General features: G+C 72.8%; 19 protein-coding genes. 8 read left to right on the forward strand and 11 right to left on the reverse strand.

Annotation, left to right across the window (positions count from 1 at the left end; all coding sequences use genetic code 11):
* Positions 1-23: 23 nt before the first annotated feature.
* Positions 24-5,156: a SpvB/TcaC N-terminal domain-containing protein gene (locus WMF20_RS46170; RefSeq protein WP_437617235.1), complete on the reverse strand. Its 5,133-nt coding sequence runs from the start codon at positions 5,154-5,156 to the stop codon at positions 24-26.
* A gap of 726 nt (positions 5,157-5,882) precedes the next feature.
* On the opposite strand from WMF20_RS46170, the gene WMF20_RS46175 reads away from it, so the two are divergent.
* Positions 5,883-6,569 carry a hypothetical protein gene (locus tag WMF20_RS46175; RefSeq protein WP_437608115.1) on the forward strand — a complete coding sequence of 229 codons (687 nt, stop codon included), beginning with the start codon at positions 5,883-5,885 and terminating at the stop codon, positions 6,567-6,569.
* A gap of 179 nt (positions 6,570-6,748) precedes the next feature.
* Here WMF20_RS46175 and WMF20_RS46180 read toward each other — a convergent pair whose 3' ends face one another.
* The 7 genes from WMF20_RS46180 to WMF20_RS46210 all read right to left on the reverse strand — a co-directional run bounded on the left by WMF20_RS46180 (position 6,749) and on the right by WMF20_RS46210 (position 17,789).
* Positions 6,749-10,597, reverse strand: a complete 3,849-nt coding sequence (locus tag WMF20_RS46180) for a response regulator (protein ID WP_437608116.1) — start codon at positions 10,595-10,597, stop codon at positions 6,749-6,751.
* A 132-nt stretch (positions 10,598-10,729) separates the two neighbouring features.
* Entirely contained in the window at positions 10,730-11,821 is a 1,092-nt protein-coding gene (locus WMF20_RS46185) for an isocitrate/isopropylmalate dehydrogenase family protein (protein WP_437608117.1), read from the reverse strand.
* A gap of 17 nt (positions 11,822-11,838) precedes the next feature.
* Positions 11,839-12,951 carry an alanine dehydrogenase gene (ald, locus tag WMF20_RS46190; RefSeq protein ID WP_437608118.1) on the reverse strand — a complete coding sequence of 371 codons (1,113 nt, stop codon included), beginning with the start codon at positions 12,949-12,951 and terminating at the stop codon, positions 11,839-11,841.
* A 157-nt stretch (positions 12,952-13,108) separates the two neighbouring features.
* Positions 13,109-14,728: a DUF4388 domain-containing protein gene (locus tag WMF20_RS46195; protein WP_437608119.1), complete on the reverse strand. Its 1,620-nt coding sequence runs from the start codon at positions 14,726-14,728 to the stop codon at positions 13,109-13,111.
* A gap of 36 nt (positions 14,729-14,764) precedes the next feature.
* Positions 14,765-16,651 carry a diguanylate cyclase domain-containing protein gene (locus WMF20_RS46200; RefSeq protein WP_129580179.1) on the reverse strand — a complete coding sequence of 629 codons (1,887 nt, stop codon included), beginning with the start codon at positions 16,649-16,651 and terminating at the stop codon, positions 14,765-14,767.
* Positions 16,648-17,454, reverse strand: coding sequence for a diaminopimelate epimerase (gene dapF, locus WMF20_RS46205; protein WP_437608120.1), 807 nt, complete (start codon positions 17,452-17,454; stop codon positions 16,648-16,650). Before dapF ends, WMF20_RS46200 begins: the two co-directional genes overlap by 4 nt.
* Entirely contained in the window at positions 17,451-17,789 is a 339-nt protein-coding gene (locus WMF20_RS46210) for a DUF167 domain-containing protein (RefSeq protein WP_129580181.1), read from the reverse strand. The genes dapF and WMF20_RS46210 overlap by 4 nt, the downstream gene beginning before the upstream one ends.
* 366 nt (positions 17,790-18,155) lie before the next feature.
* On the opposite strand from WMF20_RS46210, the gene WMF20_RS46215 reads away from it, so the two are divergent.
* A complete protein-coding gene (locus WMF20_RS46215; protein ID WP_437608121.1) occupies positions 18,156-18,935 on the forward strand; it encodes a hypothetical protein in 780 nt (259 codons plus the stop codon).
* 183 nt (positions 18,936-19,118) lie between these two features.
* On the opposite strand, the gene WMF20_RS46220 is transcribed toward WMF20_RS46215, so the two are convergent.
* The gene (locus WMF20_RS46220; RefSeq protein WP_437608122.1) at positions 19,119-19,733 is read right to left on the reverse strand and encodes a hypothetical protein; all 615 of its coding nucleotides are present in this window, start codon (positions 19,731-19,733) and stop codon (positions 19,119-19,121) included.
* Between the two features lie 205 nt (positions 19,734-19,938).
* Between WMF20_RS46220 and zapA the strand changes: the two genes are divergently transcribed.
* The 6 genes from zapA to WMF20_RS46250 all read left to right on the forward strand — a co-directional run bounded on the left by zapA (position 19,939) and on the right by WMF20_RS46250 (position 24,470).
* Positions 19,939-20,268 carry a cell division protein ZapA gene (gene zapA / locus WMF20_RS46225; protein ID WP_437569757.1) on the forward strand — a complete coding sequence of 110 codons (330 nt, stop codon included), beginning with the start codon at positions 19,939-19,941 and terminating at the stop codon, positions 20,266-20,268.
* Between the two features lie 72 nt (positions 20,269-20,340).
* On the forward strand, positions 20,341-21,495 hold the full coding sequence (locus tag WMF20_RS46230; RefSeq protein WP_437608123.1) for an aminotransferase class I/II-fold pyridoxal phosphate-dependent enzyme: 1,155 nt from the start codon (positions 20,341-20,343) through the stop codon (positions 21,493-21,495).
* Entirely contained in the window at positions 21,492-22,187 is a 696-nt protein-coding gene (bioD, locus tag WMF20_RS46235; protein ID WP_437608124.1) for a dethiobiotin synthase, read from the forward strand. The genes WMF20_RS46230 and bioD overlap by 4 nt, the downstream gene beginning before the upstream one ends.
* A gap of 146 nt (positions 22,188-22,333) precedes the next feature.
* Positions 22,334-22,729, forward strand: coding sequence for a dethiobiotin synthase (locus WMF20_RS46240; protein ID WP_437608125.1), 396 nt, complete (start codon positions 22,334-22,336; stop codon positions 22,727-22,729).
* A gap of 705 nt (positions 22,730-23,434) precedes the next feature.
* Positions 23,435-23,917, forward strand: a complete 483-nt coding sequence (locus tag WMF20_RS46245; RefSeq protein WP_437608126.1) for an IS4/Tn5 family transposase DNA-binding protein — start codon at positions 23,435-23,437, stop codon at positions 23,915-23,917.
* A 1-nt stretch (position 23,918) separates the two neighbouring features.
* Positions 23,919-24,470: a transposase gene (locus tag WMF20_RS46250; protein WP_437608127.1), complete on the forward strand. Its 552-nt coding sequence runs from the start codon at positions 23,919-23,921 to the stop codon at positions 24,468-24,470.
* Here the strand turns inward: WMF20_RS46250 and WMF20_RS46255 are convergent.
* Both WMF20_RS46255 and WMF20_RS46260 read right to left on the reverse strand, forming a co-directional pair.
* Positions 24,412-24,681, reverse strand: coding sequence for a transposase (locus tag WMF20_RS46255; protein WP_437608128.1), 270 nt, complete (start codon positions 24,679-24,681; stop codon positions 24,412-24,414). The genes WMF20_RS46250 and WMF20_RS46255 overlap by 59 nt on opposite strands.
* 224 nt (positions 24,682-24,905) lie before the next feature.
* Positions 24,906-25,562 (reverse strand): ATP-binding cassette domain-containing protein, encoded by a 657-nt coding sequence (locus WMF20_RS46260; protein ID WP_437608129.1) that lies wholly within the window; start codon positions 25,560-25,562, stop codon positions 24,906-24,908.
* Positions 25,563-25,585: the final 23 nt, after the last annotated feature.

The raw sequence follows: 25,585 nt of genomic DNA on the forward strand, positions 1-25,585 counted from the left end.
TCGTTGTCCCGAGCTTGACACGTTCATAGGTAGGCGAAGCTGTCAGCGCCGGCGCCGGTGACCGCGTGCGGGTGCAGCGGGTCATCGTACGAGAGCGTTCCAATGTCCGACTTGAAGGTGAGATTGCCGTTCGGATCGTGGCCGTACCGGAGCGCGCAGGGCGCCGACGCGCTCTCGACGTCGCGGAAGTACGCGCACGTCAGCCGGTGGAGCGCGTCGTACCGGAATCGCTCCGTCGTGTTCTCGGGCTGAAGCGCATCGGTGCGGCGCGTGAGGTTCAGGAGATCGTCGAACCCATAATCCAGGTCCTGCACTTCACCCGCGCCGCTCTGCGTCGCCACGTGCCTCAGGCGCTGCTTGTCGACGAAATAGCTCCGCTCCGTGACGACGCCGTTGCCGAACACCTCCTCCCGGAATCGCCCCGCGTCGTCCACCTCCGTCAGGCGCCAGTAGGCGGAGCCCGTTCCGCGGTCGCGCACGGCGAGCACATGGCCGTGCGCGTCGCGATCGTGGTCCACGACGAACGGCGCCGCGCCGGCCGGCGCCGGATACGTGACCGCCTCGACGCGACCGAGCTCGTCGTAGCCGAGCCTCGCCTCCAGAGGAGCGCGCTCGCCGTCGATGCGGAGCGAGATCGTGTCGAGCTGGCCGCGGTCGGTGTACCCGTACGTCTTCTCCCCGTCGCGGCTCGCGAGCGCGTGGAGCTTTCCGATCCCGTGCTCCCCGGTGTCCCAGGTCCACGTGGTCGTCACGCGCTGGGCGCCGTCCCGGTCCACACGCGTGCGCGGTCGGCCGAGCGCGTCGTACGCCCACGTGGCTTCTCGTCCGAGCGCATCGGTCGACGAAACCAGCTCGCCGAAGCCGTCATGGATCGAGACCGTCGTGCCCCGATCGGGGTCGTCGAGCCGCCGGACGCGGCCGAACGCGTCGCGCGTCGTGCGCGTCACCGCATCGCCTGGATCGGTGACCGTGTGGAGCATGCCGAACGGGCCGTAACTGTAGCGGGTGATCCCGTCGGCTGCGTCGGTGATCGACCCGGTTCGCCCCAGCGGATCCAGCTCGGTCACGGTCACGTGGTCGAGCGGGTCGGTGACGCGCACGCGCCGGCCATCGTACTCCGTTGTCGTGACCGCATTCCACGGCGCCGTATGCCGCACCTCGCGGCCTACCGCGTCGTACTCATAGCGATCGTACAGCCTCTCGCTCTCGGGCGCATCTTCGCGGACCGGCACCGAGCGCCGCGCGATGTGCTCTCCCAGCGCGTCATAGCCAATCTCCTGCAGGATGCGCTTCGCACCGCCCGACCCCTGCGCCGGTTCCGGCTCGGGCCCGTACCACCACCACCGGATCGGGCGGCCGAGGGCATCGAGCTCGACCGTGTCGTCGGCTCCGCCGGTCGTGGTGCGCCGCTGCCTCACCCGCCACGCGTCCTGCTCTGGGCCGCCGTCCTTGGTGCGGGAGAGCGCGACCGTCGTCGTCGTGCCGTCCGGGCGCGCCTCGACGCCGAGGCGCCCGAAGCCGTCGTGCGCCCACGTCGTCACGAGCTGATTCGGATCGACCTGCTTGAGGAGCACGCCGAGCGCGCCGTCGAACTCCACGAGCGTGGTGTGCCCGGCTGCGTTCACGTACTTCTCGGGGAACATGCCCTCCTCGTCGAAGTCCGTGCTGGATGCCCGCTGGTGCCCGAAGGCGTCCTCCGCCGTGACGCCGGTGATGTTCCCGAAGTCGTCGCGCGCATAGGCGATCTTCAGCTTCGTGTCCGGCAGGCCGTCGTCGCTCTCGGTGGCCTCGGTCTCCACCTCGCCGTAGATCGTATGCGTTCTCGTGAGGTTCCGGCACTGCGACATCCCCGCCGCCGCGCTGCACTCCTTCTGCGTCTGGAGCTGGCCGAGGACCCAGCGCTCGGTGTCGTTCTTGAACGTCCGCGTGACCTTGAACGTCAGGTCGACGCCGCTCGTCGAGACCTCCTCGGCGCGCACATTGCCGAACGGGTCGAAGTCCGTCACCGTCGACACGGAGTCGCGCAGCAGCGCCGCGCCGTCGCCTCCAGCCTCGAATTCCCGCACGTACGCCTCGATGGAGGGCGTCGCGCCGCTCGGTGGTGGATAGATCCCTTGCGCTCGCCTCACGCGTCGCTCGGTCGGCAGCGTAAAGTACGTCGCGCCGTCGTTCGTCGGAACGAGCGTCCGCGTCACGCCGACGAACGAGAGCTCGATCTGCTCCGGTCTGGGCTGGCTCGCCAGCCCCGGCGCCCAGCGCCATGTCCGCTGGACGCTCCCCGCGAAAGGAAAGACCTGGAGATCGTCGTCGAAGGTGACGTGATCGTACGCGTCGAGCGTCGCGGCGCCCGTATCCAGGTCGGTGACGATCCGCTCGCCGAAGCCGAGAAATCCCCGGCCCAGCCGGTGGTAGCGCCCGTCGCGGTAGCCGACCTCGAAGCGCCGCGGTCGGTCCGCCCCGTTGTTGAGGGCGTACGCGCTGACCACCCGACGAGGCCCGACCACACAGCGCCGCGGGTAGCCGCAGTCATCCGCCGCGCCGGAACGCGCGACGTACAGCGGGCTCTCCCGCGTCAGATCCTCAGCTCCGTCGCCCGTCGCCGCCGACGCGTCGGTCAGATGCCCGTACGAGATGCTCACGTTGGGCACGAAACCCGGCTCGGTCGGGTCGTGCGCGTTCATCCCGTCGGAGACCGCGACCAGGAGATCTTGATCGGCCGAGAGGTTCCGGAAGACGTTGAACACGCCGCCGAGCGACAGGATCACGTCCTGCGCGCCGTCGCCGTCGACATCGCCGGTGCGCGCCCCGCGCGGATCGGCGAGGGTGACCGCATCGCCGAGGCTGGCCTCGAACGGCAGCCCCGGGTCGACCAGCCTGAAGGGCGGCCCCGCGCGGTCGCCGGTCGCCAGCAGGACGGCCCACGACGGGAGCACGTCGGAGCCGCCCAGCAGCATGCCTGGTGGAACCGGCGTGAGGAGATCCTGCCGCCCATCGCCGTTGACGTCGAGCGGTACGGCGAACCGGAAGAACGCGTCCTGATCGGGAAAACCGAACAGATCCCCAAAACTGAACGCGTCCACGGTCCGAAACGGCGAGGCCACGAAGGTCGGCCCCGTGTTGAAGAAGGTATAGAGCTGGTGGTCACCCGGGCCGGATTCGACGGCATCGGGCAAGCCGTCGCCGTTCACGTCGAGAAAGACGACGCGGCCCCCGGGCCATACGACGGGGAGTTCGGTGTCGATCACCTCCCAGCGTCCCTCGCTCCGGCGCATGATCGCGTCGTAGCTCGATCCGAGGAGGACCGTCCCGTCGCCGAACCGCCGCAGGGACGGCACGGCGAGATCGATCTTGCTATCGGCGTCGATGTCGAGCGTGTGGAGCTCCGTATCGCAGGGATAGCCCATGAGCAGCTCGATCGATTCGCCCGTGGAATCGAAGCCCGCGGGCGCCGCGCCGCGCGCAGGTCGCCAGAGGTGGACGGCCCACACGGCAGCGAGCGGGAGCGGTGCCTGTCCCTCGCGGGCGTGATCCTCGCACTGGATCAGATCCGGCATGCCATCGCCGTCCAGATCGGCGAGGTGCATCGACCCGCCGGGGCTGCTCAGGCTCGGCGGCGCGGGCGTGACCCCGAGCGGGAAGGGCCGGCGGATGCCCGTGTCATGGAGCGCGAAGGTCCAATCCGGTCGGGACAGGAGCACATGCCATGTGGTCTTGGCATCGTAAACGTCATGGAGCAGCACGTCCGCCCGCCCATCATCGTCGTAGTCCAGGACCGTCCCGAGCTCGGGCTGAAGAAGGGCGGGATCGGAGGGCCCCATCGGATCGGCGACCGTGGGCCACTCTTCGAGGAAGGCGAGCTCCGCCGGCGCGAGAAAGGACGGCGAGGCGCGCGGCCCGACGTTTCGCGCCACCCGCCACGCGGTGATCGGGTTCCTCGGCGTGCTGAGCCCCGCGACCATGTCCGGGATCACGAGGTCGTCGCGCCCGTCGGCGTCGATGTCGAACACCATCGGGCTCGCCCTCTCGGAGAGCGGCTTGTCGATCTCCGTCGTCACCCTCTTGAATCCGAGCTTCGCGTGGCTGTACTGAAAGCGCGTGGGAGGCTTGCAGACCCGGTCGCTCGCGCACTCTTCGACCTGGGTCAGGAGTGTGCGGCTCGTCGTCGGGCCGAGCTCATAGCGGAATCCGTAACTCCGGACCAGCGCGTCGCCCGGACCGAGCATCTGGATCTCTTCAAGGCGAAGCGAGCGCTGGAGCGCCATGCCGCCCGAGTACCCGGTGCGAATGGCAGCCGGATCCTTCGTCGCGTACACGAAGCGTACCGCCCGCGAAGGCTCGAGGGACGGCGTTCCGTCGAATGCCGTGTAGCGGATCTCGTCCACAGCGTACTCGGCGGCATGGCCGTCCTCCGCCTCGGCGAGGCAATACGCGTACGTCATGGCGTTGCCGCGGCCGTCGCGGGCCTTGTTCGCGAGCCACGCGCGCGGGACGCCGCCCCGGGCGAGCGGCTTGCTGCCCTCGGTGCGCCCGTACTCGACGACGCGGCCCGTGGGCAGGGTTGCCTCGAAGAAGAGCGCCTCGGCCGGCGCACCGCCTTCCGGAGGGTAGTGCCCGACCACCTTGACGAAGGTATCCGGGAACGTCCGGTACTCGATGGTTCCAGGCCCCTCTCCCACGGGGACGAGGCGCTGGCCGTCGAGGCAGAGCGCGTCGTCGCCGTCGTACCGCACGCCGCGGATCTCCCCGTCCTGCGCGAGGCTCTTCGGACATCGCGCGATCGCGGACAGCCCGGCGATCGAGAAGCCGGCACCGAGCACGCCGTCGCCGCCGTCGCTGCGATAGACGAGCTCGATCCGAGGCCCTATGCCCGCGCGCGGCGGAGGGGAGGCCAGATCCATCGTGTACACCGCCTCCCCGGTGCTCGTGATGGAGAACGCCCCCGGAATGGTGCCGGCGGCGACGGTCTCGACCTCTGGCGCCGCGCGCGACGTGGCAGGGCCGTGTGCGCTCTGGGTCCGGCAGGCGACGATGCCCGGACGCGGCTCCAGGGGCGGGTCGCCGGAGATGCACTCGCACCCCCCCGGCGCGAGCACGCATGCAAGAAACATCACGAGCGGGATCAACGCCCGAAGCACACATCTCGGAGCGAGCGCCATAGTAGCCTCCCTCGCACCGAGGAGGCCATGGCGCTGCACCGCGCGTCAAGCGCCGATCTGGAGTCGATACCGCTTCTCTATACCGAGCTCAACGCATTCATCAGGGCGTCTCTGCCCGGCTGGCGTCCATGCAGCGACAGGGGTTGCGCTGCGTCGAAAATGCTTTCGGCCGTCCGCGCCGGAGGCGCAGCAAGGCGATATCGATGGGACACGGTGCATCAACAACATCGCCCGCCCATCGCCCTGGGTGTCGCCCATGCTGAGCTCACCGGGGTCGATCCTCGTTGGCGGTGAGCTCGTGGAACCGACGAGGATGCCGTTGGGAATGCCTGCGGAGGCTCGCGCAGCCACCGACATGACCCGCAGTGCCCGTCAGGCGCCCGCTCGGCGAGCAGCATTGCTTCCTGCGTCGTCGGAAGCCCTCGCAGCTGCCGACATCGCTCCCGCCGCCGCGCCGGACGCCGGCGCAGCTACCGACGTCGCCCCCGACGCCGCGTCAGAAGCTTGCTCGGTCGCCGACATCGCCCCTGACGCCGCGTCGGAAGCTTGCTCGGCCGCCGACATCGCCCCTGGCGCCGCGTCGGAAGCTTGCTTGGCCGCCGACATCGCCCCTGGCGCCGCCTCGCTCGGTTGACGAGCTCGATCGCTCTTCTTAGCCTCTGCGCTCCTCGACGCGCGCCCGGCGCTCCGCCGGCCGCGCTCGAAGGCAGAACGAGAGGGGAATCCATGGCCATCAACACCATCCATCACGACGACTCCCTCGACCATATCTGGAGTGTGCTGGTCTACGAGGAGGCGCGGCTGCTCACGGACAAGAACGCGAGCGATCTCGCGCCCGAGGCCGGCGCGCTCGTGGAGCGCTGGGCCCAGGTGAACGCCGGGCAACGGAGCGCGTGGCGCGCCGAGATCGTCGCGCAGGCGGGCGTCGACACCGAGGACGACCTGCTCGACGACACCGTCGACGAGCTCGATAACGAGCTGCTCCGGGCCTTTCGCGACCGGGACGCGCCGCAGCGCAAGCGCTACTTCAAGAAGGCGCGCCACGAGATCGTGCGGCTCGGGCTGGAGAGCCAGCTCGACGTGGTGCGCGCGTGGCCGGCCTCGCTGAAGTCCGAGCGCGAGGCCGCCCTCCAGGCGCTCGGCGCGCGGCTCGAGGAGGACATCGCCCGGGGCGACGTCGCGGTCGAGGAGCGGCGGCGCGCCGCCGCGGCCACCGCCGATCAGCGCGTGCGCGAGATCGTCCGGTTCGTGGACGACATCAACGCCGCGCGGCGGACACGCTACGGCCTGCTGATCCAGCGCGCCGAAGAGCGGCGGCTCCCGAAGGACTGGCCGGGTCGGTTCTTCAAGAAGAGCTCGCAGGGGTCGAAGAAGGCGAAGGCCGATTCCGCCGTCGAGAACCCGCCGGCATAGGAGTAGCGTGATCGGTGCTGGAGCGGTTTTCGCCCGTCTCTGGCACATGCGTTACAGAGCGGCGTTCACCCGCACAGGAGACGGGTCCAGCTCGGCGTTTTCGGCGCGGAAGCGCACTCCAGTGCGCTGAGCACCGAAAACGTCGAGATGGGCCCGTATCCGAAGCGGGTGAACGCCGCTCAGCGGCGCCACGGCGGCGCGATGCGGAGCCGGGTGAGGCGGCCGGCCTTGACGAGCGCGAAGCGCACCCGCTCCTCGTCCCGGAGCCTCGCCCGGATCTCGTAGGCGCCGTCCTTCGGCGCCAGCGGCAGCTTGACGCTGCCGGTGCCCACCTTGCGCCCGTCCACGAAGAGCGTGTCGCCCGAGCCGGCGATCACCTCCAGCATGCCGTGCCCCTCGGGGACCTTTTGCCCGGCGGCGAGCGGCAGATCCTCGGGGAGCACGGGGTTCGTGGTCGTCTCGCCGACCGGCCCGGCGGCAGCCGCGGCCGGCGCCGCCGCAGCGACGGCCGTGCCGGCGGCGCCCGGCGTGACGGCGCCCGACGTGTCGGCGGCGGCCGGCGCCGCGGCGGCCGGCGGCTCCGCCGCGGGCGGGCTCGGCGGCTGGGCGGGCGGCGGGGCGCCCTGCAGCTCGTGATCGCGCGACAGCCGCGCGGCCACCGCGAAGACGAAGGCCGCCACCGCGAAGAGGACCCACATGGTCATGCGGTTGTCGCGGGCCGGCGGCGGCGGCGTGGGCACGTACGCCGACGGCCGGCGCACCCGGCGCGGCGTGGGCGACTCGTCGACGGTGGGCGCCGGGCCGGACGCCGCGCCCCGCGCCGCGGGGGGCGCGGGCGCCCGGAGCGCCGCGGGCGGCGGAGCCGGCGCCTCGACGACCGGGGGCGGCGGGAGCGAGCCCAGCGTCAGGAGCCGCTCGGGCTTCGGGACCTCGAGCGCGGGCAGCGTCGCCTCCGGCCTGCGCGGCGCCGGCGCCGGCGCCACGCCCGGCACGGCCGGCGTGACGCCGGCCGCCAGCGCCGCGGCCTCGGCCGGCGTGGTCCACGTCGCGCGCGCGCTGGCCGCTTCGCCCTGGAGCTCGGCGAGATCGCTCGGGATCCTGGCGCTCGCGAGCGCCCTGCGCGCGCTCGCGGCCGCGATCTCGTCCTCGCCGTCGACCGACACCGCCGGGATCGACGCCGCCGAGCCGGACGCCGGCACCGCCGACACCACCGGGATCGACGCCGCCGAGCCGGACACCGGCGCCGCCGACACCACCGGGATCGACGCCGCCGACCAGGACGCCGGCGCCGCCGACACCACCGGGATCGACGCCGCCGACCAGGACGCCGGCTCCGCCGACACCACCGGGATCGACGCCGCCGCGCCGGACGCCGGCGCCGCCGGGACCGGCGCCGCCGGGACCGGCGCCACGGAGCCGGGCACCACCGTGAGCTGGTCGTCGCCGAGCTCGACCGGCGCGCGCGACGACGCGGCGCCGCCCTCGCCGAGCTCCGGCGGCAGCGCCACGGCCGGCGCGGGCCGCTCCGAGGCGCGCCGCACGCCGCGGAGCGTCTCCTCCTCGCGGACCACGGCGGGGGCCAGCAGATCCTCGCCCGCGCGGCCGATCACGCGCCGCACGCCGCCGCGGGCCGCGACGTCGTTCAGCACGTCCTCGACGAGGCTCGCGGCGAACTCCCCCGAGGTGATGATCGACCGCGGCGAGCTCCCGCGGGCGAGCGCCCTGAGGAGCGCCCGCGCCGGCTCGGGCGTCGCCTCGGCGGTGGCGCCCATCCCCTCCAGATCGAGGATGACGCGCTCGACCTGCATGAGGGGCGGCCCGTGGAGCAGCCGCTGCGCCGCCCGGGCCGCGGCGATCGCGGGCACGAGCTGCTCCGCGAGCGTCCCCTCGAACCCGGGGCGCGGCGGCGCCCGGAGCTCGTCCTCCGGCGCGGGCGCCACCGCGAAGCGGCCCGAGCCGACGCCGAGCAGCGCCGCGAGCACCGAGGGGCCGCGGTGGAACGTCCCGTCCTGCGCCGTCCGGGTCGCGGCCGCGGGGCGGCCGTCCTTGATCAGCACCTCGTAGAGGAACGCCGCGTCGCGCACCGACACGAGCGCGTCGGGCCGGCGCGCGCACGCGAGCGACAGCAGCGTCCGCGTCGTCATGCCGTCGAGCCGCCCGCGGACCTCGCCGCCGGTCGCGACGCGCTCGGCCACGCGCCGCCTGCCCCGCAGGACCTCGTTCACCCGCTGCACGAAGGCCGCGGCGCTCGCCTCCTTGCGGAGATAACCGTCGGCCTGGGCGCCGAGCTCGCGGAGCCGCTGGAGCAGGTCCTCCTTCCAGGACAGCAGGATCACCGGCACGTCGCGCAGCGCCACGTCGCGCTTGAGCGCGCGGCAGAGGGCGAAGCCGTCGAGGCGCGGCATGAGCACGTCGCTCACGACCAGGTCCGGCGTCGTCTGGTACGCGAGGTCGAGCGCCCGCGCGCCGTCGTGCGCCTCGTGCACCTTCGCGCCCGCGGCCCGGAGCACGCCGGCCAGGAACCACGTCACCGCCGGATCGTCGTCCGCGACCACGATGTCCATCGCGTCGAGCGCCGCGTCGATCGGCGCCGCGGCGCTCGCGGCCCCGCGCGCGGGCCCCTTCGCGCGGATCTCGCTGTGCAGCCGCGAGCGCTCGCCCTCGGGCGCGCCCGGCGCGGCCATCCACGGCGCGAGCGGCAGCGCGCCCTCCGGCCCGTTCGGCGTGAACCGCACGCCGCCGTGCGAGCGGATCGTCACGAGATCGCGGATGCGCGCCACCGCGCCCCAGAGCGCCGCGAGCACCTCGGCGCCATCGCCGAGGTCCACGTGCGCCCCGCGGCTCCTCGGCTCGGCGGCGTCGCAGAGCCCGCGGCGCAGCTCCTCGGCGAGGCGCGCCCCGAGATCGTCGAGGCTGACGGCCCCGAGCGGCGCGCGCGCGGGCTGGCGGAGGAGCACGCAGCTCGCCGCGGCCTCCGCGGCGGCGCGCCGGAGCGCGTCGGGCGACGCCGGCTTCGCGAGCGCGCGCGCGGCGCCGAGCGCCACGTACGGGGCCGCGTCCTCGGGCCGCGCGAAGCGCCCGACGGCGACGACCGGGACCAGGTCGGTCAGCGGATCGGCGGCGAGCGCCTCCGCCAGCGCGCGCGCCCCCGGCAGATCCGCGTCGAGCAGGACCACGTCCGGCGCGAACGCGCGCGCGAGATCGATCGCCGTGTCGATCTCGTCGGTGCGCTCCACCTCGAACGACGGCCCGGCGCCGGCGCTCCCCGGATCGAGCGCCTCGGCGAGCGGCGCCCCGCCCACGACGAGGACGGTGATCGGCGCCTCGAGCGGCGCGGTCTCCTGGGCCTCGACGGCGCGCGCCTGCTCCGCGCTGCGCGGCGAGGACGGGCGCGCGCTCGCCTCCTCCTCGTCGTCGAGCGTGAGCGGCTCGGGGGCGAGGGCGCGCCCGTTGTTCACGCCCGCGATCCAGGTCGGGGCCTGGCCCTTCGCGCCGCCCGCGCCCGCGGCCTCCTCCTGCCCGGCGCCGGCGCTGCGCGCGCTCGCCGCGCCCGCGCGCGCGCCCTGCGCCGCCGCCGGCTCGCGAGGCGCGATCACCTGCTCGCGCGACGCCATCACCCGCTCGCGCGACTCCCTCGCTTGCTCGCGCGGCGTCGCCGCCGTCTCGCCCATCGCCGCCTGACCCCACGCGAGGGCGGGCAGCTCTTCGAGCACCTTCCCCAGGGTCGCGGCGGCCTCGCCGGTGAGCCGGCCGCCGGCCGCGGCGGCGAGCGCCGACTCCCCCTCGGCGAGCCGCTCGGCGACGCGCGCGAAGCGCAGGAGCCGCGCCCCGGCGCCGAGCGAGTGCAGGCGCCGCTTCAGGTCCTCGATGAGCCGCGGCGCATCGTCGTTCGCCTCGATCCGCCGGAGCTCCGCGCGGAGCTCCGCCACACGGCGACCCAGGTTCGCCACGAACTCGGCCCGCGCCCCGCCCAGCCGCTCGTGCCGAGCCTCGCCCGCTGCATTGCTCCGCGGCCCCGCGTGCTCCACCGCCCTCGATCCTACGCCCATTGGCGGTCCCGTATCACAGGAGGATCGGACACCCGAACTTCTCGGCGATCGCGCCCGCGCGGCCACCGCGCCAGGCCCGCGCGTCGGCCGCGCCAGGCCCCCCGGGTCACCTCACGGCGAGCCCAGCTCCGCGGCGATCTGCTCCCGGACCCACGCCCCTGCGGCCCGGGTCCCGAGCGCGCCGCCGACGTCGGCCGTGCACATCCCCTGGTCGAGCGCCTGGGAGACCCAGCGCTCGATGCGGCGCTCCTCCTCGGGCCACCCGAGGTGGGCGAGCATCAGCCCGGCGGTGAGCATCGCCGCGAACGGGTTCGCCACGTCCTTGCCGACGAGCGGCGGCGCCGACCCGTGGACCGGCTCGAACAGCGCGACCCGCGCCGGATCCGACGCGTGCACGTTCGCGCTCGCGGCCATGCCGAGCCCGCCCTGCAGCGCCGCGCCGAGGTCGGTCACGATGTCGCCGAACAGGTTGTTCGTCACGATGACCTGGAACTGCGACGGATCCTGGATGAGGTACAGGCACAGGGCGTCCACGTAGACGTGGTTCGACTGGATCTCCGGGTACTGGGCGCGCACCTCGTGGAAGACCCGCAACCACAGCTCGTGCGCGTGTCGCATCGCGTTCGACTTGTCCGCCATCGTGACCCGCGTCCGGCCGGTCGCGCGCGCGTAGTCGAAGGCCGCGCGGATGATCCGCTCGACCCCTTTCCTCGTGTTCACGTCCTCGTTGATGGCGACCTCGTCCGGGGTGCCGCGCTTGAACTGGCCGCCCATCCCGACGTAGATGCCCTCGGTGTTCTCGCGGAACACGACGAAGTCGATGTCCTTCGCCGCGCGGCCCTTGAGCGGGACGAGCCGATCGGACAGGGCGCGGACGGGCCTCACGTTGGCGTAGAGGTCGTAACCGAAGCGCATCCCGAAGAGGATGTCGCGCGCGTGCTCGAGGTTCGGCACGCGCGGGTCGCCGAGCGCGCCGAGGAGCACCGCCGAGCACTCGCGCTGGATCGCCACCTGGATCTGGTTCGGGAAGGTCGTCCCGTCGCGCAGGTACCGGTCGGCGCCGAGGTCGAGGTCCCACAGGTCGATCGGCAGCCCTGCGCGCGCCTGGTAGAGCTCGAGCAGGAGCCTGGCCTCGGCGGTGACGGACGGACCGATGCCGTCGCCGCCGATGATCGCGATCTTCTTCTTCTTGCCGGCTGCCACGGGGTCGCGCTCCGGGATCAACCGAGCGCGCGTTCGACCGGCACGTACTCCAACCGGTGGGCTGCGGCGACGGGGCCGTAGGTCACGTGTCCGCCGTGGGTGTTGATGCCGAGCGCCACGGCCCGATCGGCCTTGGCGGCGGCCGCGATGCCCTGGTTGGCGATCGCCACGGCGTAGCCGATCGTCGTGTTCGTGAGCGCCCAGGTGCTCGTGTGCGACACCGCGCCCGGCATGTTGGCGACGCAGTAGTGGACGACCCCGTGCACCTCGTAGGTCGGGTGGTCGTGGGTCGTCGGGCGGCAGGTCGCGATGCAGCCGCCCTGATCCACGGCGACGTCGACCACGACGGTCCCCTTCTCCATGCAGCGGATGTGGTCCTCGGTCACGAGCAGCGGCGCCTTGGCGCCGGGCACGAGCACCGCGCCGATGACGAGATCGGCGCGCTCGCACATCGTCTCGATGTTCTCCGCGTTCGAGTAGAGCGTCTCGATCGCGCCCCCGAAGACGTCCTCGAGGTAGCTCATCGTCTCGGCGCGCACGTCGAGCACGGTGACCTGCGCCCCCATCCCGACCGCGATGGTCGCCGCGTTCCGCCCGACCACGCCGCCGCCGAGGATCGCCACGCGGCCGCGCCGCGTGCCCGGCACGCCGCCGAGGAGCACGCCCTTGCCGCCCCGCTCCTTCTCGAGGCACGAGGCGCCGACCTGGACCGCCATCCTGCCGGCCACCTCGCTCATCGGCCGGAGCAGCGGCAGCGAGCCGTCCTCGAGCTGGATCGTCTCGTACGCGACGCCGGTCACGCCGCGCCGGGCGAGCTCCTTCGTGAGATCGGGCTCGGCCGCCAGGTGCAGGTAGGTATAGAGGACGAGGCCCGGACGGAAGTGGCCGTACTCCGAGGGGAGCGGCTCCTTCACCTTCACCACCATGTCGGCGCTCCACGCCTCCGCCGCCGATCGCGCGATGAGGGCACCCGCGCGCGCATAGGCCTCGTCGGACAGCCCGCTGCCCTCGCCTGCGCCGGACTCCACGAGGACCCTGTGCCCGTGGCCGACCATGGCCCGGACTCCCGCGGGCGTCATGCCCACGCGGTACTCACGTGTCTTGATCTCCTTGGGGACTCCGATCAGCACGATCGCGCTCCTCTCCTCGCCGAGCTGCTGAAAGCGAGGGCATCGACGACGATAGCAGAAACCCGCCCTTGCAACGCTGCAAGCGCCGATACGGCGGCTGGTTTTCGAGGCGAGAAACCTCGGAAGATCCGTTCGAATCAACCTTGGTGTCGGCGGTTCACACCCCTGCGGCGGCCTCGAGCGCGGCGCGAACGAGCAGCGTGATCTGTCCGGGAGAGGCCAAATCGAGCGGACCCATCATGGCCTCTGCGTCGAGCAACAGGAGCTCGAGCGCCTCGCAGTGCGCGGACAGCGCGTCCTCCCTGGCGTCGCCGAGCCGGACGACCGCGGCCGCGCCGTGCAGGGCGAGCGCCCAGGTGGGCGCGAAGGTCTCCTCGGTGGGGAGGCCGACCAGGGCGAGCTCGACGCCGTCGCCGAGCCGGATCACGCCGAGCGGCCTCGGGAGCGGCGCGTGCGGCGGCGGCTCGGCCGGGACGATCGCGTCCGCGATGCGGCGGACCGCGTGGGAGAGCATCGTCATGCGGCGCGCGCTCGCGGCGATGACGAGGTGCGGCGGCGGCGCGAAGCCCGGCCGGGCGAGGCGCGTCACCAGCGACCGGAGCACCGGGAAGTGCTCCGCCGGCGCGAACGGCGTGGTGAGGTCGGCGAGCGAGATGCGGCGGATCTTCCCGGCCTCCGTGAGCTCCATCAAGACCTCCAGGATCAGGAGATCCGGCGCGCCGATCTCGTCGAGCAGCTCGTCGAGGTTGTGCGGCATCTGGAGCAGCGCCGTGAGCTTCTCGGCCACGATCGCGCGCTCCGTCGGCTCCCCGAGCGACGGCGGCGGCGCCGTCGGGGAGCGCGTCGCCTCCGCCTTGGGCGCGGTCGACTCGGCCGCGCGGAGCGTCGGCGGCGGCGGCATCGAGCCGCGGCCGCCCCGCGCCGCGCTGGCCGGCATCGCCACGGGCGCCGGCGCCGTGATGTCGGGCACGGAGGTCGCGGCGCTCGCGTCGTCCGCCGCGACGGCGCCGCCGGAGATCGCGACGGCGCTGAAGAGCTCGTGGCTCGGGAGCGGGGACAGGTCGAGATCGTCGCTCGACGGCTCGGTCACCAGGAAGGCCTCGCCGGCCGGGGCGAGCTCGGCGCGGCGGCGCTGGACCTCGTCGACCTGGCGGAGCGCCTCCATCAGGAGCCGCGACGTCGGCGCGATGAGCCGGCGCGCGCTGGTCGGCTCGCCGGGGGAGAACGCGAACTGCCCGTCGCGCTCGCCGAGCAGCCGGTAGAGCGCCTTCTCCCCCTCGAGGCGGCGGTACACGGCGTCGATCACCTCCCCCGCCGAGAGCCGGAGCTCGCCGGCGCCGGCGGGCGTGGTGATCCCGAGGACGCCGCTCCGGCGGTTCATCGCGAGCAGCTGGAGCAGGTCGACGAGCGGCACCTGCTGGAGATCGCCGCGGATCTCCTGCAGCACCGTCGGCTTGGAGCCGCGCGGGGACGCCTCGGTGATGCGCGAGACGATGTGATCGACGTCGCTGCGCAGGACGTCGTCGGGGCCGAGCTCGGCCTCGGCGTCGTCGACGACGAACAGGATGGGCGTCTCGGCGAGGTCGGGGACGGCGGCGAACGCGTCCGCGAGCGCGCTGTCCTCGTCGAGCGCCCTCGCGGCCAGCACGACGTCGGGGCGGCGCTTGAACGCCTGCTCCACCGCCTCGAACGCGCCGTTCGCGTTGGTCACGGTGAGACCACGCGCCCTCAGCGCCGACGCGAGCGCGCCCAGCGCGTCCACGTCCGAATCGACCAACAGCACCCTGCGAGACACTGGACGGCGCCCTCCGAGTCAGCCGAAGACCCGCAGCCCGGCCGCGCGGCCGAGCCGCTCGGCGAGGAAGTCCGCGAGCAGCGGATCGGCGGCGTGGATACCCTTCACGAAGCCCCCCTGGTTCCGCCCGACGAGGGCATACGCGCCGTGCTCCGCGAGGACGCAGAGCGCCTCGATGTCGTCGCACCCCGGCGCCGAGCGGAGGTCGAGGGCGTGCACCACGACGTCGTCGCGCGGCGACGCGAGCAGCGCCTTGACCTGCGCGCCCAGGCTGAGCCCGTCGTGGTGGGCGACAAGGATGAGCACGGCGCCCCCGCGGAGCGCGTTCCGGATCACCGAGGTCGCGAGCAGGACCGTATCGGACACCGACAGATCGAGCGCCCGCGGCGCCGAGATCGCGGACGGGCCCTCGGCGCTCGGGGCCTCGCGCACGAGCAGGCTGAAGATCTCGCCGATGCTCCGTCGATCCTGCGGGATGCGGTGCAGGATCGAGGACTTGGTCGCCTCGGCGCGCCGCCGGGCGATGCGGAGCAGCTGCGCGAGCCCCTGGCCGTCGTGGGGGAAGGTGGCGATCCCGACGAGCAGCCCCTTCGGCAGGTACCCGGCCCGCTTCTCGCTCCCGGCGACGCGCGAGAGCATCCGCCGATGGCACGCGTGGGCCTCCAGCCCGGCGGTCTCGGGCATGAGGAGGTGGAACTCGTTCTCGTCGACCCGGGCCAGGATGTCCGTGTCGCGCACGGCGCGGAGCAGGTGCTCGGCGACCTGACCGGGGTTGAGCCCGTTCGCGGGGGGCGGCGGCGTGGCGCGCCAGTAGGCGAGGTCGTCCGGGCGCTCCGGCGCGGCGATCGCGTCGGGCTCGATGACGATGGTCGCGATCGTGAACCGGCGGCCGTGCCGCTTGGCCTTGTCGATCTCCCGGCCGGCGACGTCGACGTAGTAGGCGAACGAGTAGGCGCTCGACGCCGGGTCCTTCATCGCGGCGCCGCCGGTCGAGCGCTCGCGCTCGCCGAGCAGGGCGAGCGCCGTGGTCGCCTGCGTGGCGAGCAGCTTGACGAGGCCGTCGAGGAGCGGGGCGCGCCGGGACGTGGAGACGCTGCTATCGGGGCGCCTGACCGACGGGAACGCGGAGCTGCGGCCGGGCTCCTTCTGGAGCAGGAGGTGCCCCGCGGACAGCCGGCGGAGGGCGAGCGGCACGACGATGAGCTGCTCGCGCCGGGCGAAGTCGAGGATGTCGGCCTCGCTCCCGTAGGCCGGCGCGCGATCGAGCGGCCCGGTCAGCGCCGAGCGGGTCAGCTCGGTGGAGCGCTCTCCGACGGTCAGGTACACGGCGGCCGCGGCCGCGCCGGTCGCCTCGACGAACACCTCGGCGAGCTGCTGGGCCGCCGCGTTGCGGTCGCGCGCGTCGGCGAGCTCGGCCACGCGGGCGATCCAGCCGGCCGCCCGCGCGCTCCGCGCGGACTCCTGCTCCAGCTGCACCCGGAGGGCGCGCTCCACGAAGCGCACCCGCACCGAGCCGACCGCGTTCAGCACCTCGTCCCCCCCGAGCGGCAGGAGGAAGAGCCCGGCGCCGCCGAGCGCGACCGCGTGGGCGCCCGCCTCGAGCTGCGCCCGCGTCGCCAGCGCGAAGACGGTCGCCTCGGGCGCGAGCGCCTTCAGGTGGTGAACCATCGCGAGGCCGGCCCCGTCGCCGAGCCCGACGTCGATGAAGGCGACGTCGGGCGCCGCGGTCTCGGCCAGGGCGATGCCCTCCGCGAGATCGCTGGCGAGCATCAGCTCGTCCGACGTGATGACCCGCGAGAACAGCGTGTGGGTCGCCTCGTCGGCGATGACGGCGAGCACCTTGAGCGAGATGTCGTGGACCGGCGCCCGGCTCGGGCTCCAGACCCCCTCGACCGAGGCGGTCACGCGATCACCACCTCGCCCGAGAACGCCCGGCGCGCCGGGCCTTGCATGAGCAGCTCCAGGGACCCGGGGGCGACGGTGATGCGCAGCGAGCCGCCCGGCAGCACCACGCGGACGGGCGCTCCGTACGGCGCGCGGCCCTGCGCGCACGCCGCGGCCGCCACGGCGCAGGCGCCCGTGCCGCACGCCAGCGTCCGGCCCACGCCGCGCTCCCAGACGGTCACGTCGATGCACGCGCCCTCGGCCTGCTCGGTCGGCCGAGCGCGGCAGAACTCGACGTTGATGCCCTCGGCCGGCGTTGTCGCGACGATCGGCCCGAGCTCGTCGATCGTGTCCTCGGCGTAGGGGTCGAACGTCACCGCGTGCGGGTTGCCGACGTCCACGGTCGCGAACCGGTGCTCCGCGCCGAGCGCGGTGACCACGAGCGGCTCGCCCAGGCGGGCGCGGCCCATGTCGACGAGCACGTCGAAGCGGTCTCCTACCCGGGTGACCTCGCACCGTTTGTCGCCGGCGTCGGTCGCGATGGTGAGCGCCTTCTGCGGGGTCCCTCGGGAGACGAGGTAGGCCGCGACGCAGCGGATGCCGTTGCCGCACATCTCCGGGCGGCTCCCGTCGGCGTTCCAGACGTGCATCGTGGGCCGCTCGCGCCGCTCACGATCGATGACCAGCACGCCGTCGGCGCCGATCCCGAACCGGCGGTCGCAGAGGCGCCGCGCCGCCTCGGCGGTCATCGGGACCGCCTCGACGAGGATGAAGTCGTTGCCAAGACCTTCCCACTTCTCGAACCGGACGACGGTTTCCTTCATCGCTTCGCCCCGGCGAGCCGCGCTCGCGCCTCGGTCTCGTTGAGCCCGCGGACGGCGACGACCTTGCTCCTGCCGCTCGCGCCGAGGGCGATCTGGACATCGCTCTGGCGCACGTCGAGCGCGCGCGAGAGCAGCTTGACGAGCTCCGCGTTGGCGGCGCCTTCAACGGGCGGCGCGGTCAGCGACACGTCGAGCGCCCCTTCGCGCACGCCGACGATGGCGGAGCGCGACGACTTGGGGCGCACCTGGACCGAGATGCGCACGCCTTCGGCGCGCTCGGTGATCGCGAGGCGGCTCCACGCGGCGACGGGATCGCTCTCCTCGGGTTTGCTCATCGGGCCGCTGGCATCGTAGCGTATCTCGAGCTCACGCGTGGTTCCCGCGAGGCGCGGTCAACGTCGCTCGGTCACGCCGGTCACGCCGGTCACGCCGGTCACGCCGGTCACGCCGGTCACGCCGGTCACGCCGGTCACGCCGGTCACGCCGGTCACGCCGGTCACGCCGGTCACGCCGGTTACTCGGCTTACGTCAGCTTACGCGACGTACGGCCACCGCGAATTTGCCGCTCGGCGCGCCGACCCGCTACTCTTTTCGGCCAGGTCGTGGGTCGGCTCGCGCGACACGATCCGGCAGGGGCGACCTGCGCCAGCGGTTCTCGATAGTCGCCGCTGATGCTCATTTCCGCGGTGGAGGCGTTTGCCATGGCTGATGAAGGAGAAGGGTCGGTGGCCGCGACGTCCGGCCTCGCGAGGAGGCTCTGTGCGCTCGCGCTGCTCGCGGTGTCTGGCGGCCTGCTCGCGTCTGCATGCGCCGATAACGAGAGCAGCCTGTTCGTCCGGATGCGCATGGCGCGGACGGGGGACTGCACCGTGACCTGCAGCCCTGACGAGCCGTTCTGGACCGAGGACGCGGTCGACGCTGCGTACTCGGGTAGCCACAGCGCGACGCTCCTCGTGGGCAACCAGATCGTGCAGCGCGGCGACCCGGACGTGCTCCGCACCGAGACGTCGCGCGTCCACCTCTACGAGGCGGAGGTCCGCGTCGACGACATCGAGGGCAATGCCGTGACGGAGGGCTACGTGGTTCCGATCACGGGCATGGTCGATCCCGGAACGGGCAGCGACGCCGGCTACAACTGCGCCGAGGTGCTCCTGCTCGACGGCGCCACGATGGACAGCCTGCGCCGCCGGGCCGCGACTCTCGGCCGCGACGTCCAGGTGGTGGCGACGGTGGTGGTGCGGGGCAGGACGCTGGGTGGCCAGGAGGTCGAGACCTCCGAGTGGTCCTACCCGATCCGGGTCTGCTTCGCGTGCAGCCGTTGCGTCGACGTGTCCCCGGACACCTGCTGCTCCAGCTCCGCGAGCGAGGCGTGCGAGGACAACGATGAGGTCGAGGCGACCTGCCCCGGCCAGCGGGGTCCGCAGGACTGCCGCAACCTCGGTCGGACCTGCGCCGACTACATCAACAGCTTCGGCCTGTAGCCCGCGCCAGGGCCCCCTCCAGGGCTCTCTTGCGGCCCGGGGCACCCGGGCTGCGGCCCGGGGCACCCGGGCTGCGGCCCGGGGCACCCGGGCTGCGGCCCGGGGCACCCGGGCGCTGGCTCGGGGCGCCCGCCCTGGGCGCTGGCCCGGGGCGCCCGCCCTGGGCGCTGGCCCAGGGCGCCGTCACCGCGCCGATTCAGCGCGCCGCACCGGGGCCGCTTCCGGTGACGGTCCTGTCAGCACATTGAAGAGATAAACGAACGGGAGGCCCAGCAGCGCGACGTCGAGCTGGGCAGCGAGGACGATCGCGGTCTCTCTGGAGGCGCCGAGCCCGAGCCGCATCTGGGCGAGCAGCCCTGTGCTCATGACGTAGGGCGAGTGGAAGTTGTAGCTGCGGGCCCCCCAGAAGACGGCGGCGGCGATCCCCGGCTCCAGCGCGTCGGCGTCGTCGCTCCACCGGCCGTAGAGCCCGGTGGAGACGATCAGCGGAAACAGGTCGAGGACGGGCGCGAGCGCCGAGATGCCCGCGCCGGCCTGGAGCTCGTCGAACCCGTGGGTGAGCACCTCGGCGTACGGGCCGATGCCGAAGTCGTCATTGGCGCCGCGGCCGAACAGGACGTCGCCTCGCAGCCCCGCGTGAAAGGCGGTGGCATCCCACCACCGCCGCTCGAGGCCGGCGCCGGCGACGCCCAGGGTGACGCCGACGCTCGTCTGGGGCTCGGCGCGGGCCGTGCCGTGCGCGAGAACGACCCCCAGGAGGGCGGCAACCGAGGCAGCTGGGCGGCCCGCCGTAGGCATGATGGGGCGATGCTACAGGGCGCTGCCGGCGGGCGCGCTGGAATTCTGCGAGCCGTCGCGAGCGTGCCTCTCCGACCGGATCGCGGAGCGCGTCTCCGGGTCTCGGCGCGCTCGCTGGCCCCGTTTGTCACCGGCGAGTCACTCCGTTCGCACGGTGCAGGCCGCTCTGCGCGCCCGGCGGGGTTCATGGTAGCGTCCGGGGGCTATGGCGCGCCGCACCGTGCAGCTACGGGTGGGGGGTCAGACCTACCGCGTGGTGACTTCCGCGAGCGATGAAGAGCTCCAGCGGCTCGCGGCTGTCGTCGACCAGAAGCTCGCCACGGTTGTGCCCGCCGGCCGTGCTGTGACGCCGCAGGCCATGTTGCTGGCGGCGATCGCGCTCGCCCACGACCTGGAGCAGGAGCGGACCCGGACGGCCACGATCGCCGGCCGCGCGCGGGATGCGTTCGGCCGGATCCTGCAGCGGGTCGACGCGGTGCTCGGCGTCGGCCCGGACTCGCCGTCTTCGGGCGAAGCGAACGGCAGCACGCCCTGAGCGTGAATCCCCATGCGCCGTGCGGTCCTACGGACTGGCCCGGCTGCCGACGGAGATGGCATGCCTGCACCCATGGATGAAGCTCCCCGCCCGCCCACGTCGACGCCCGAAGGGGTGAACGCCCTTCGTCACCTGCAGGACGAGCTCTCCGAGCTTGAGCGTGCGGGCCTGCTGCGCACCCCTCCGGCGACCGCGGCTGGTCCGGGGATGCTAGTGCTGTGTTCGAACGACTATCTCGGGTACGCCGCCCTCCCCTGGATGTCGGAGGGCGGAGCTGCGAGCGGTGCGGGCGCGTCCCGTCTCGTGAGCGGGACGCACGAAGCCCATCTCCTGGCCGAGCGCGAGATCGCCGCGTGGCTGGGCATGGAGGCGGCGCTCCTGTTCTCCTCGGGGTACGCGGCCAACGTCGGCACGGTCGCCGCGCTGGCCAGGCCGGGGGATGTCATCGTCTCGGATGCCCTGAACCACGCCTCGCTCATCGACGGCTGCCGTCTCTCGGGAGCGGCCATCGAGGTGGTCCGCCACGTTGACGTGGAGGCGGTCGAGAGCGCTCTCGTACGCGGCCGGGGCGCTCGCCGCCGGTGGGTCGTGACCGAATCGCTCTTCAGCATGGATGGCGACAGCCCCGACCTGCGCTACCTCCGCGAGCTGTGCGACCGTCATGACGCCGCGCTGGTGGTGGACGAGGCGCATGCCCTTGGCATCCATGGTCCGCGCGGTGCTGGCCTGTGCTCCGAGGTCGGCGTTCGCCCCGACGTGCTCATCGGCACGCTCGGCAAGTCGATCGGGCTCCACGGCGCCTTCGTCGCGGGCTCCTCGACCTTGCGGACTTACCTGTGGAACCGCGCGAGGAGCTTCGTGTTCTCGACCGGCATCAGCCCCATGGTGGCGCTCGCGTCGGTGGACCGCGTCCGTCGTGCCGCTGCCGACGATGCAGGTCGGTCACGACTGACCATGGTCACGCGCCAGCTCCGGGCTGGCCTGCACGCGCTGGGGGCCCCCCTGCTCCCGGGTTCATCGGGCCCCATCCTCCCCTGGATCTTGAAGTCGCCGGGTGCCGCCGTGGAGATGTCCCAGCGCCTCGCACGAGAGGGGATCCTCGTCCAGGCGATCCGCCCGCCGACGGTCCCGGCGGGCACGTCTCGGCTCCGCATCACGACCAGCGCGTCGCTCTCGGAGGCCGACGTGGAGCGTGCCCTTTCAGGATTCCGCGAGGCGCTGCGATGAGAGGCCGTCCTGTTTCACGTGAAACAGGTCAGCTCCGGGTCGCGGTGGTTGGAACCGGGACCGGCGTCGGCAAGACGCACGCGACGGTCGCGCTCGTCGCTGCGCTGGCAGCTCGCGGTGACAAAGTCTGCGGTCTGAAGCCGATCGAGTCGGGCGTGGACGGCCTCTCGGTGAGCGACGCCGATCAGCTGGCCGCTGTCAGCTCGGTTCAGCCCGAGCCGGCGCCGTACCGCTTCGCGGAGCCGGTCTCGCCGCACCTGGCGGCACGCCGCTGCGCCAGCGCCATCTCCCTGGACGTCGTGACGGCGTGGGTCGGGAAGCAAAAGGCGCCCTGGGTGATCATCGAGAGCGCCGGCGCGCTCCTCTCGCCTCTCGCGCCGGGGCTGACGAACGCAGACCTCGTGCGCGCGCTCGCTCCTGATGCCGTCGTGCTGGTGGGCCTCGACCGGCTGGGCATTCTTCACGAGGTGGCCAGCGCCGTGCTGGCCCTGCGCGCTCTCGCCCCTGGTGTGCCGCCGGCGCAGGTGGTGCTGAACGCGCCGGCAGCTCCCGATGCTTCGACCGGAACCAACGCGGGGGAGCTCGAAGCGCTCGGCATCACCACGGGCGCCGTGGAGATGCCGCGTGCGGAGCCCACAGCGCCGGCGTCGCTCGCCGCAGCCGAGCTCGTTCTGGCGCGACTCCGCACCTAGTTCCGCCCGCCAGAAGCCGGGCCAGGTCGCGTCCGAACGCGACCGGATCTGCCGCCAGCTTCGACCGACCCGACGCATGTTCCGTCTGGTTCCAGCGTCGGGGTCGATCCCAAGCGTGCCCTCGCAGGATTGTGCGAGGCGCTGCGATGAGAGGCGGTGCTGTTTCACGTGAAACAGGTCAGCTCCGGGTCGCGGTGGTCGGAACCGGCACCGGCGTCGGCAAGACGCACACGGCGGTCGCGCTCGTCGCTGCGCTGGCAGCTCGCGGCGACAAAGTCTGCGAACTGAAGCCGATCGAGCCGGGCGTGGACGGTCTCTCGGTGAGCGAAGCCGATCAGATGGTCACTGTCAGCTCGGTTCAGCCCGAGCCGGCGCCGTACCGCTTCCCGGAGTCGGTCTCGCCGCACCGGGCGGCACGCCGCTGCGCCAGCGCCATCTCGCCGGACGTCGTGGCGTCTTGTGTCGGGACGCAAAAGGCGCCCGGGGTGATCGTCGAGAGCGCCGGCGCGCTCCCCTCCCCTCCCCCCTCGGGACGGGACTGACGAACGCGGATCTGGTTGAGCGCGCACGCTCCTGATGACGTCGTGCTGGTGGGGCTCGACCACCCGGACATCCTTTACGAGGCGCCCGCGGCGTGCTGCCGCTGCGCTCTCTCCCCCTCCCGTGTTCGTCACGAGCCTGCGAGAGAGAGGAGAGGGCTGCCCAGGGCCTTGGAGGGCGAGCGCTTGAGCGAGCACCAGGGCGCTGTGATCGGCCTCGCCCAGCCGACATTGCAGCGCTCCGGGTGTACCAGAGCATCGCGACCGCGTAGAGGAGCAGGTGAACCGAGCGGCTGGCTCGACGCCGCGCTCTCTCCCGGAGCGCGGCTGCTCGGTGCCGAGCTCGCCTCTATCCCTGGCATCACGGGAGGTGCTCTCGAGCGACCAGCACTCGCCTTCGTGCTCGACGGTCCTCGGCGCCAAACTTCGGCCGGTGCTGACCAGCACAGCACCTCGCCCCTGCGGCCCCCGAGCGCGTACCACGTCAGGACGCACGGCCGACGGCGATGGCGGCCTGTTATCTTGCGCCGGTAAATCACACACCTGCCGCCGGGGCATGCAGGCGCAGGCGTGTACGCTCGGCCAGCTGGGCAAACGAATGTGTTGGTGCAGGCCGTGCCGCCGACAGCGAGGATGCGCAGCGCGGCAGCTCCTTCGCAGCGGATGGGTTCACCTGCAGCAGAGCACGCGGCCTCACTCGCCGAAGAGATGAGCGAGGCCCACTTCGGCGACGCGCGGCTTTCGAAGCGCCAGACCAAGCTGGTGCAGAAGCTGGCGCAGGCGCCGGACAAGAGCTTCCCCTCGCTGCTGTCCGACAGCGAGCTGGAGGCGGCGTACCGCTTCTTCGGCAACGAGGCCGTCACGCCGCCGGCAATCCTGGCTCCCCACGTGCGCACCACCCTCGCGCGCATGGCGGCCGAGCCGGTCGTGCTCGCCGTCCATGACACCACGACCCTCTCTTTCCGCACCGACGGCCAGCGACAGGGGCTCGGTCGGCTGCACTCCTCCGGGCAGACTTCTTCGCCCACTTCACCCTGGCGCTCAGTGCCGATGGAGCGCGCCGCCCGCTCGGCGTACTCACCCCGGAGCACGCACGTGCGCGACGACCACCCCACGGGCAATGCGCCTGGCGAAGCTCGCCGTTGGAAGCACGCGCGTGACGCTGCGACGACCGAGATCGCAGCCGCGTGAGATGCCTGCGACGCTCTCGCTTCAGGTCGTACGCGTCTGGGAGCTCGCTCCGCCGCCGGGCGAGGCGCCGGTCGAGTGGGTGCTGCTCACGAACGAGCCGCTCGAGTCCGACGAGCAGCTGACGCAGCTGGTCGACTGGTACCGGGCGCGCTGGATGGTGGAGGAGTTCTTCGAGGCCCTGAAGACCGGATGCGCCTACGAGAAGCGCCAGATCGAGGACCTGCACGGCTTGCGCAACGTGCTGGCGCTCTTCGCCCCCATCGCGTGGCATCCACTGTTGCTGCGCAGCGAGGCCCGGCGCGCACCGGAACAGCCCGCGAGCGCCGTGCTCACGCCCACCCAGCTCGAGGTGCTACGGGCCTTCGCCCGCAAGCCGTTGCCCGAGAACACCACCGCCCGCGATGCCTTCCTGGCAATCGCCGCGCTCGGCGGACACCTCCGGAGGAACGGCGAGCCCGGCTGGCAGACCTTGGGACGCGGCTACGAGCAGCTCCTCATCCTCGCCCAGGGCTGGAGCGCCGCGAAGGAGGCGGAAAAATGTGATCAATCCTGAGGCGCATGTACGCGTTGCTTTGCTTTGTGATCGCGCCCAGCCGTCGCTTATCGCGTTCCCCGGAGGTGTCCTCCAAGGGAAGCAGGCCGAGGTACGAGGCGAGCTGGTGAGCGTGGCGGAAGCGCTTGGCTTCATCCACGACCGGCGGCGAAGACCCAGCCCCACGCCGGGCGCCGTGGTCAGCCCCGTGATCACCGGCTCGTGGGCGCACAGCTGGTCGATCGCGGCATCGAGCAGCGCAATCTGCGGGTTGAGCACCTCCGGCGCGGTCACCAAGGGTCCGACCAGCTGACGGGTCTCGGCCGGCAGGGCGGCCGCGTTCAGCAGCGCGATGAACCCCTCGGTGGTGCAGGTCGCGAGCTTGTGTCCGCAGGCGTGCAGCAGGCCACGCACGGTGGTCACCTATCTGTGCTCGCGTCTCGCTCCCGAGATGGCTCAGCTCGCGTCGGCGACGACGCGACCGCGATCCAGCACGACACGCGCGGCGGCTCGATGCCGGAAGACCTCCGGCTCATGCGAGACCACAACCACGGCGGCGCCCCGCGCCACCTCGGCTTCCACCACCGTGAGCAGCCGCGCGACACCAGACCGGTCCAGGCCGGTCGTGGGCTCGTCCAGCAACACCAGGGAGGGCTCGTGCACGAGCGCTCGCGCGAGCGCGATGCGCTGCCGCTGGCCACGCGAGCACGTGCGCAGCGGGCGCACCGCGAAGCTCCCGAGCTCGAAGCGCTCCTCCGCTCGGCGCCACGCTTCCTGGGCATCGAGCCCGTGGAAGCTGGCCGCCAGCTCGACGTTCTGCCGGCCAGAGAGGTCCGGGTACGCCAGCGACTCGTGAGACAGCCAGCCGATGGTGCCTCGAATCAGCCCGGGGTCGTCCCCGAGCGGCTCGTAGCTGACGTCGCCCGACGTCGGGCGGATCACGGTGCCCAGGATCCCGAGCAGCGTCGACTTGCCCGAGCCGTTCGCCCCTTCGATGAGCGTCAACCGGCCCGATTCGATGGTCGCGCTCACGCCCCGCAGCGCCGCCGTCGTTCCGTACGTCTTCACGACGCCACGCGCCACCACGCGCTCGATCGCATCCACTGCGCTCACCTCGCTCCTGCGCTCACACCCGT

The sequence above is a fragment of the Sorangium sp. So ce834 genome, from assembly GCF_051521425.1.
Classification (GTDB): domain Bacteria; phylum Myxococcota_A; class Polyangia; order Polyangiales; family Polyangiaceae; genus Sorangium; species Sorangium cellulosum_D.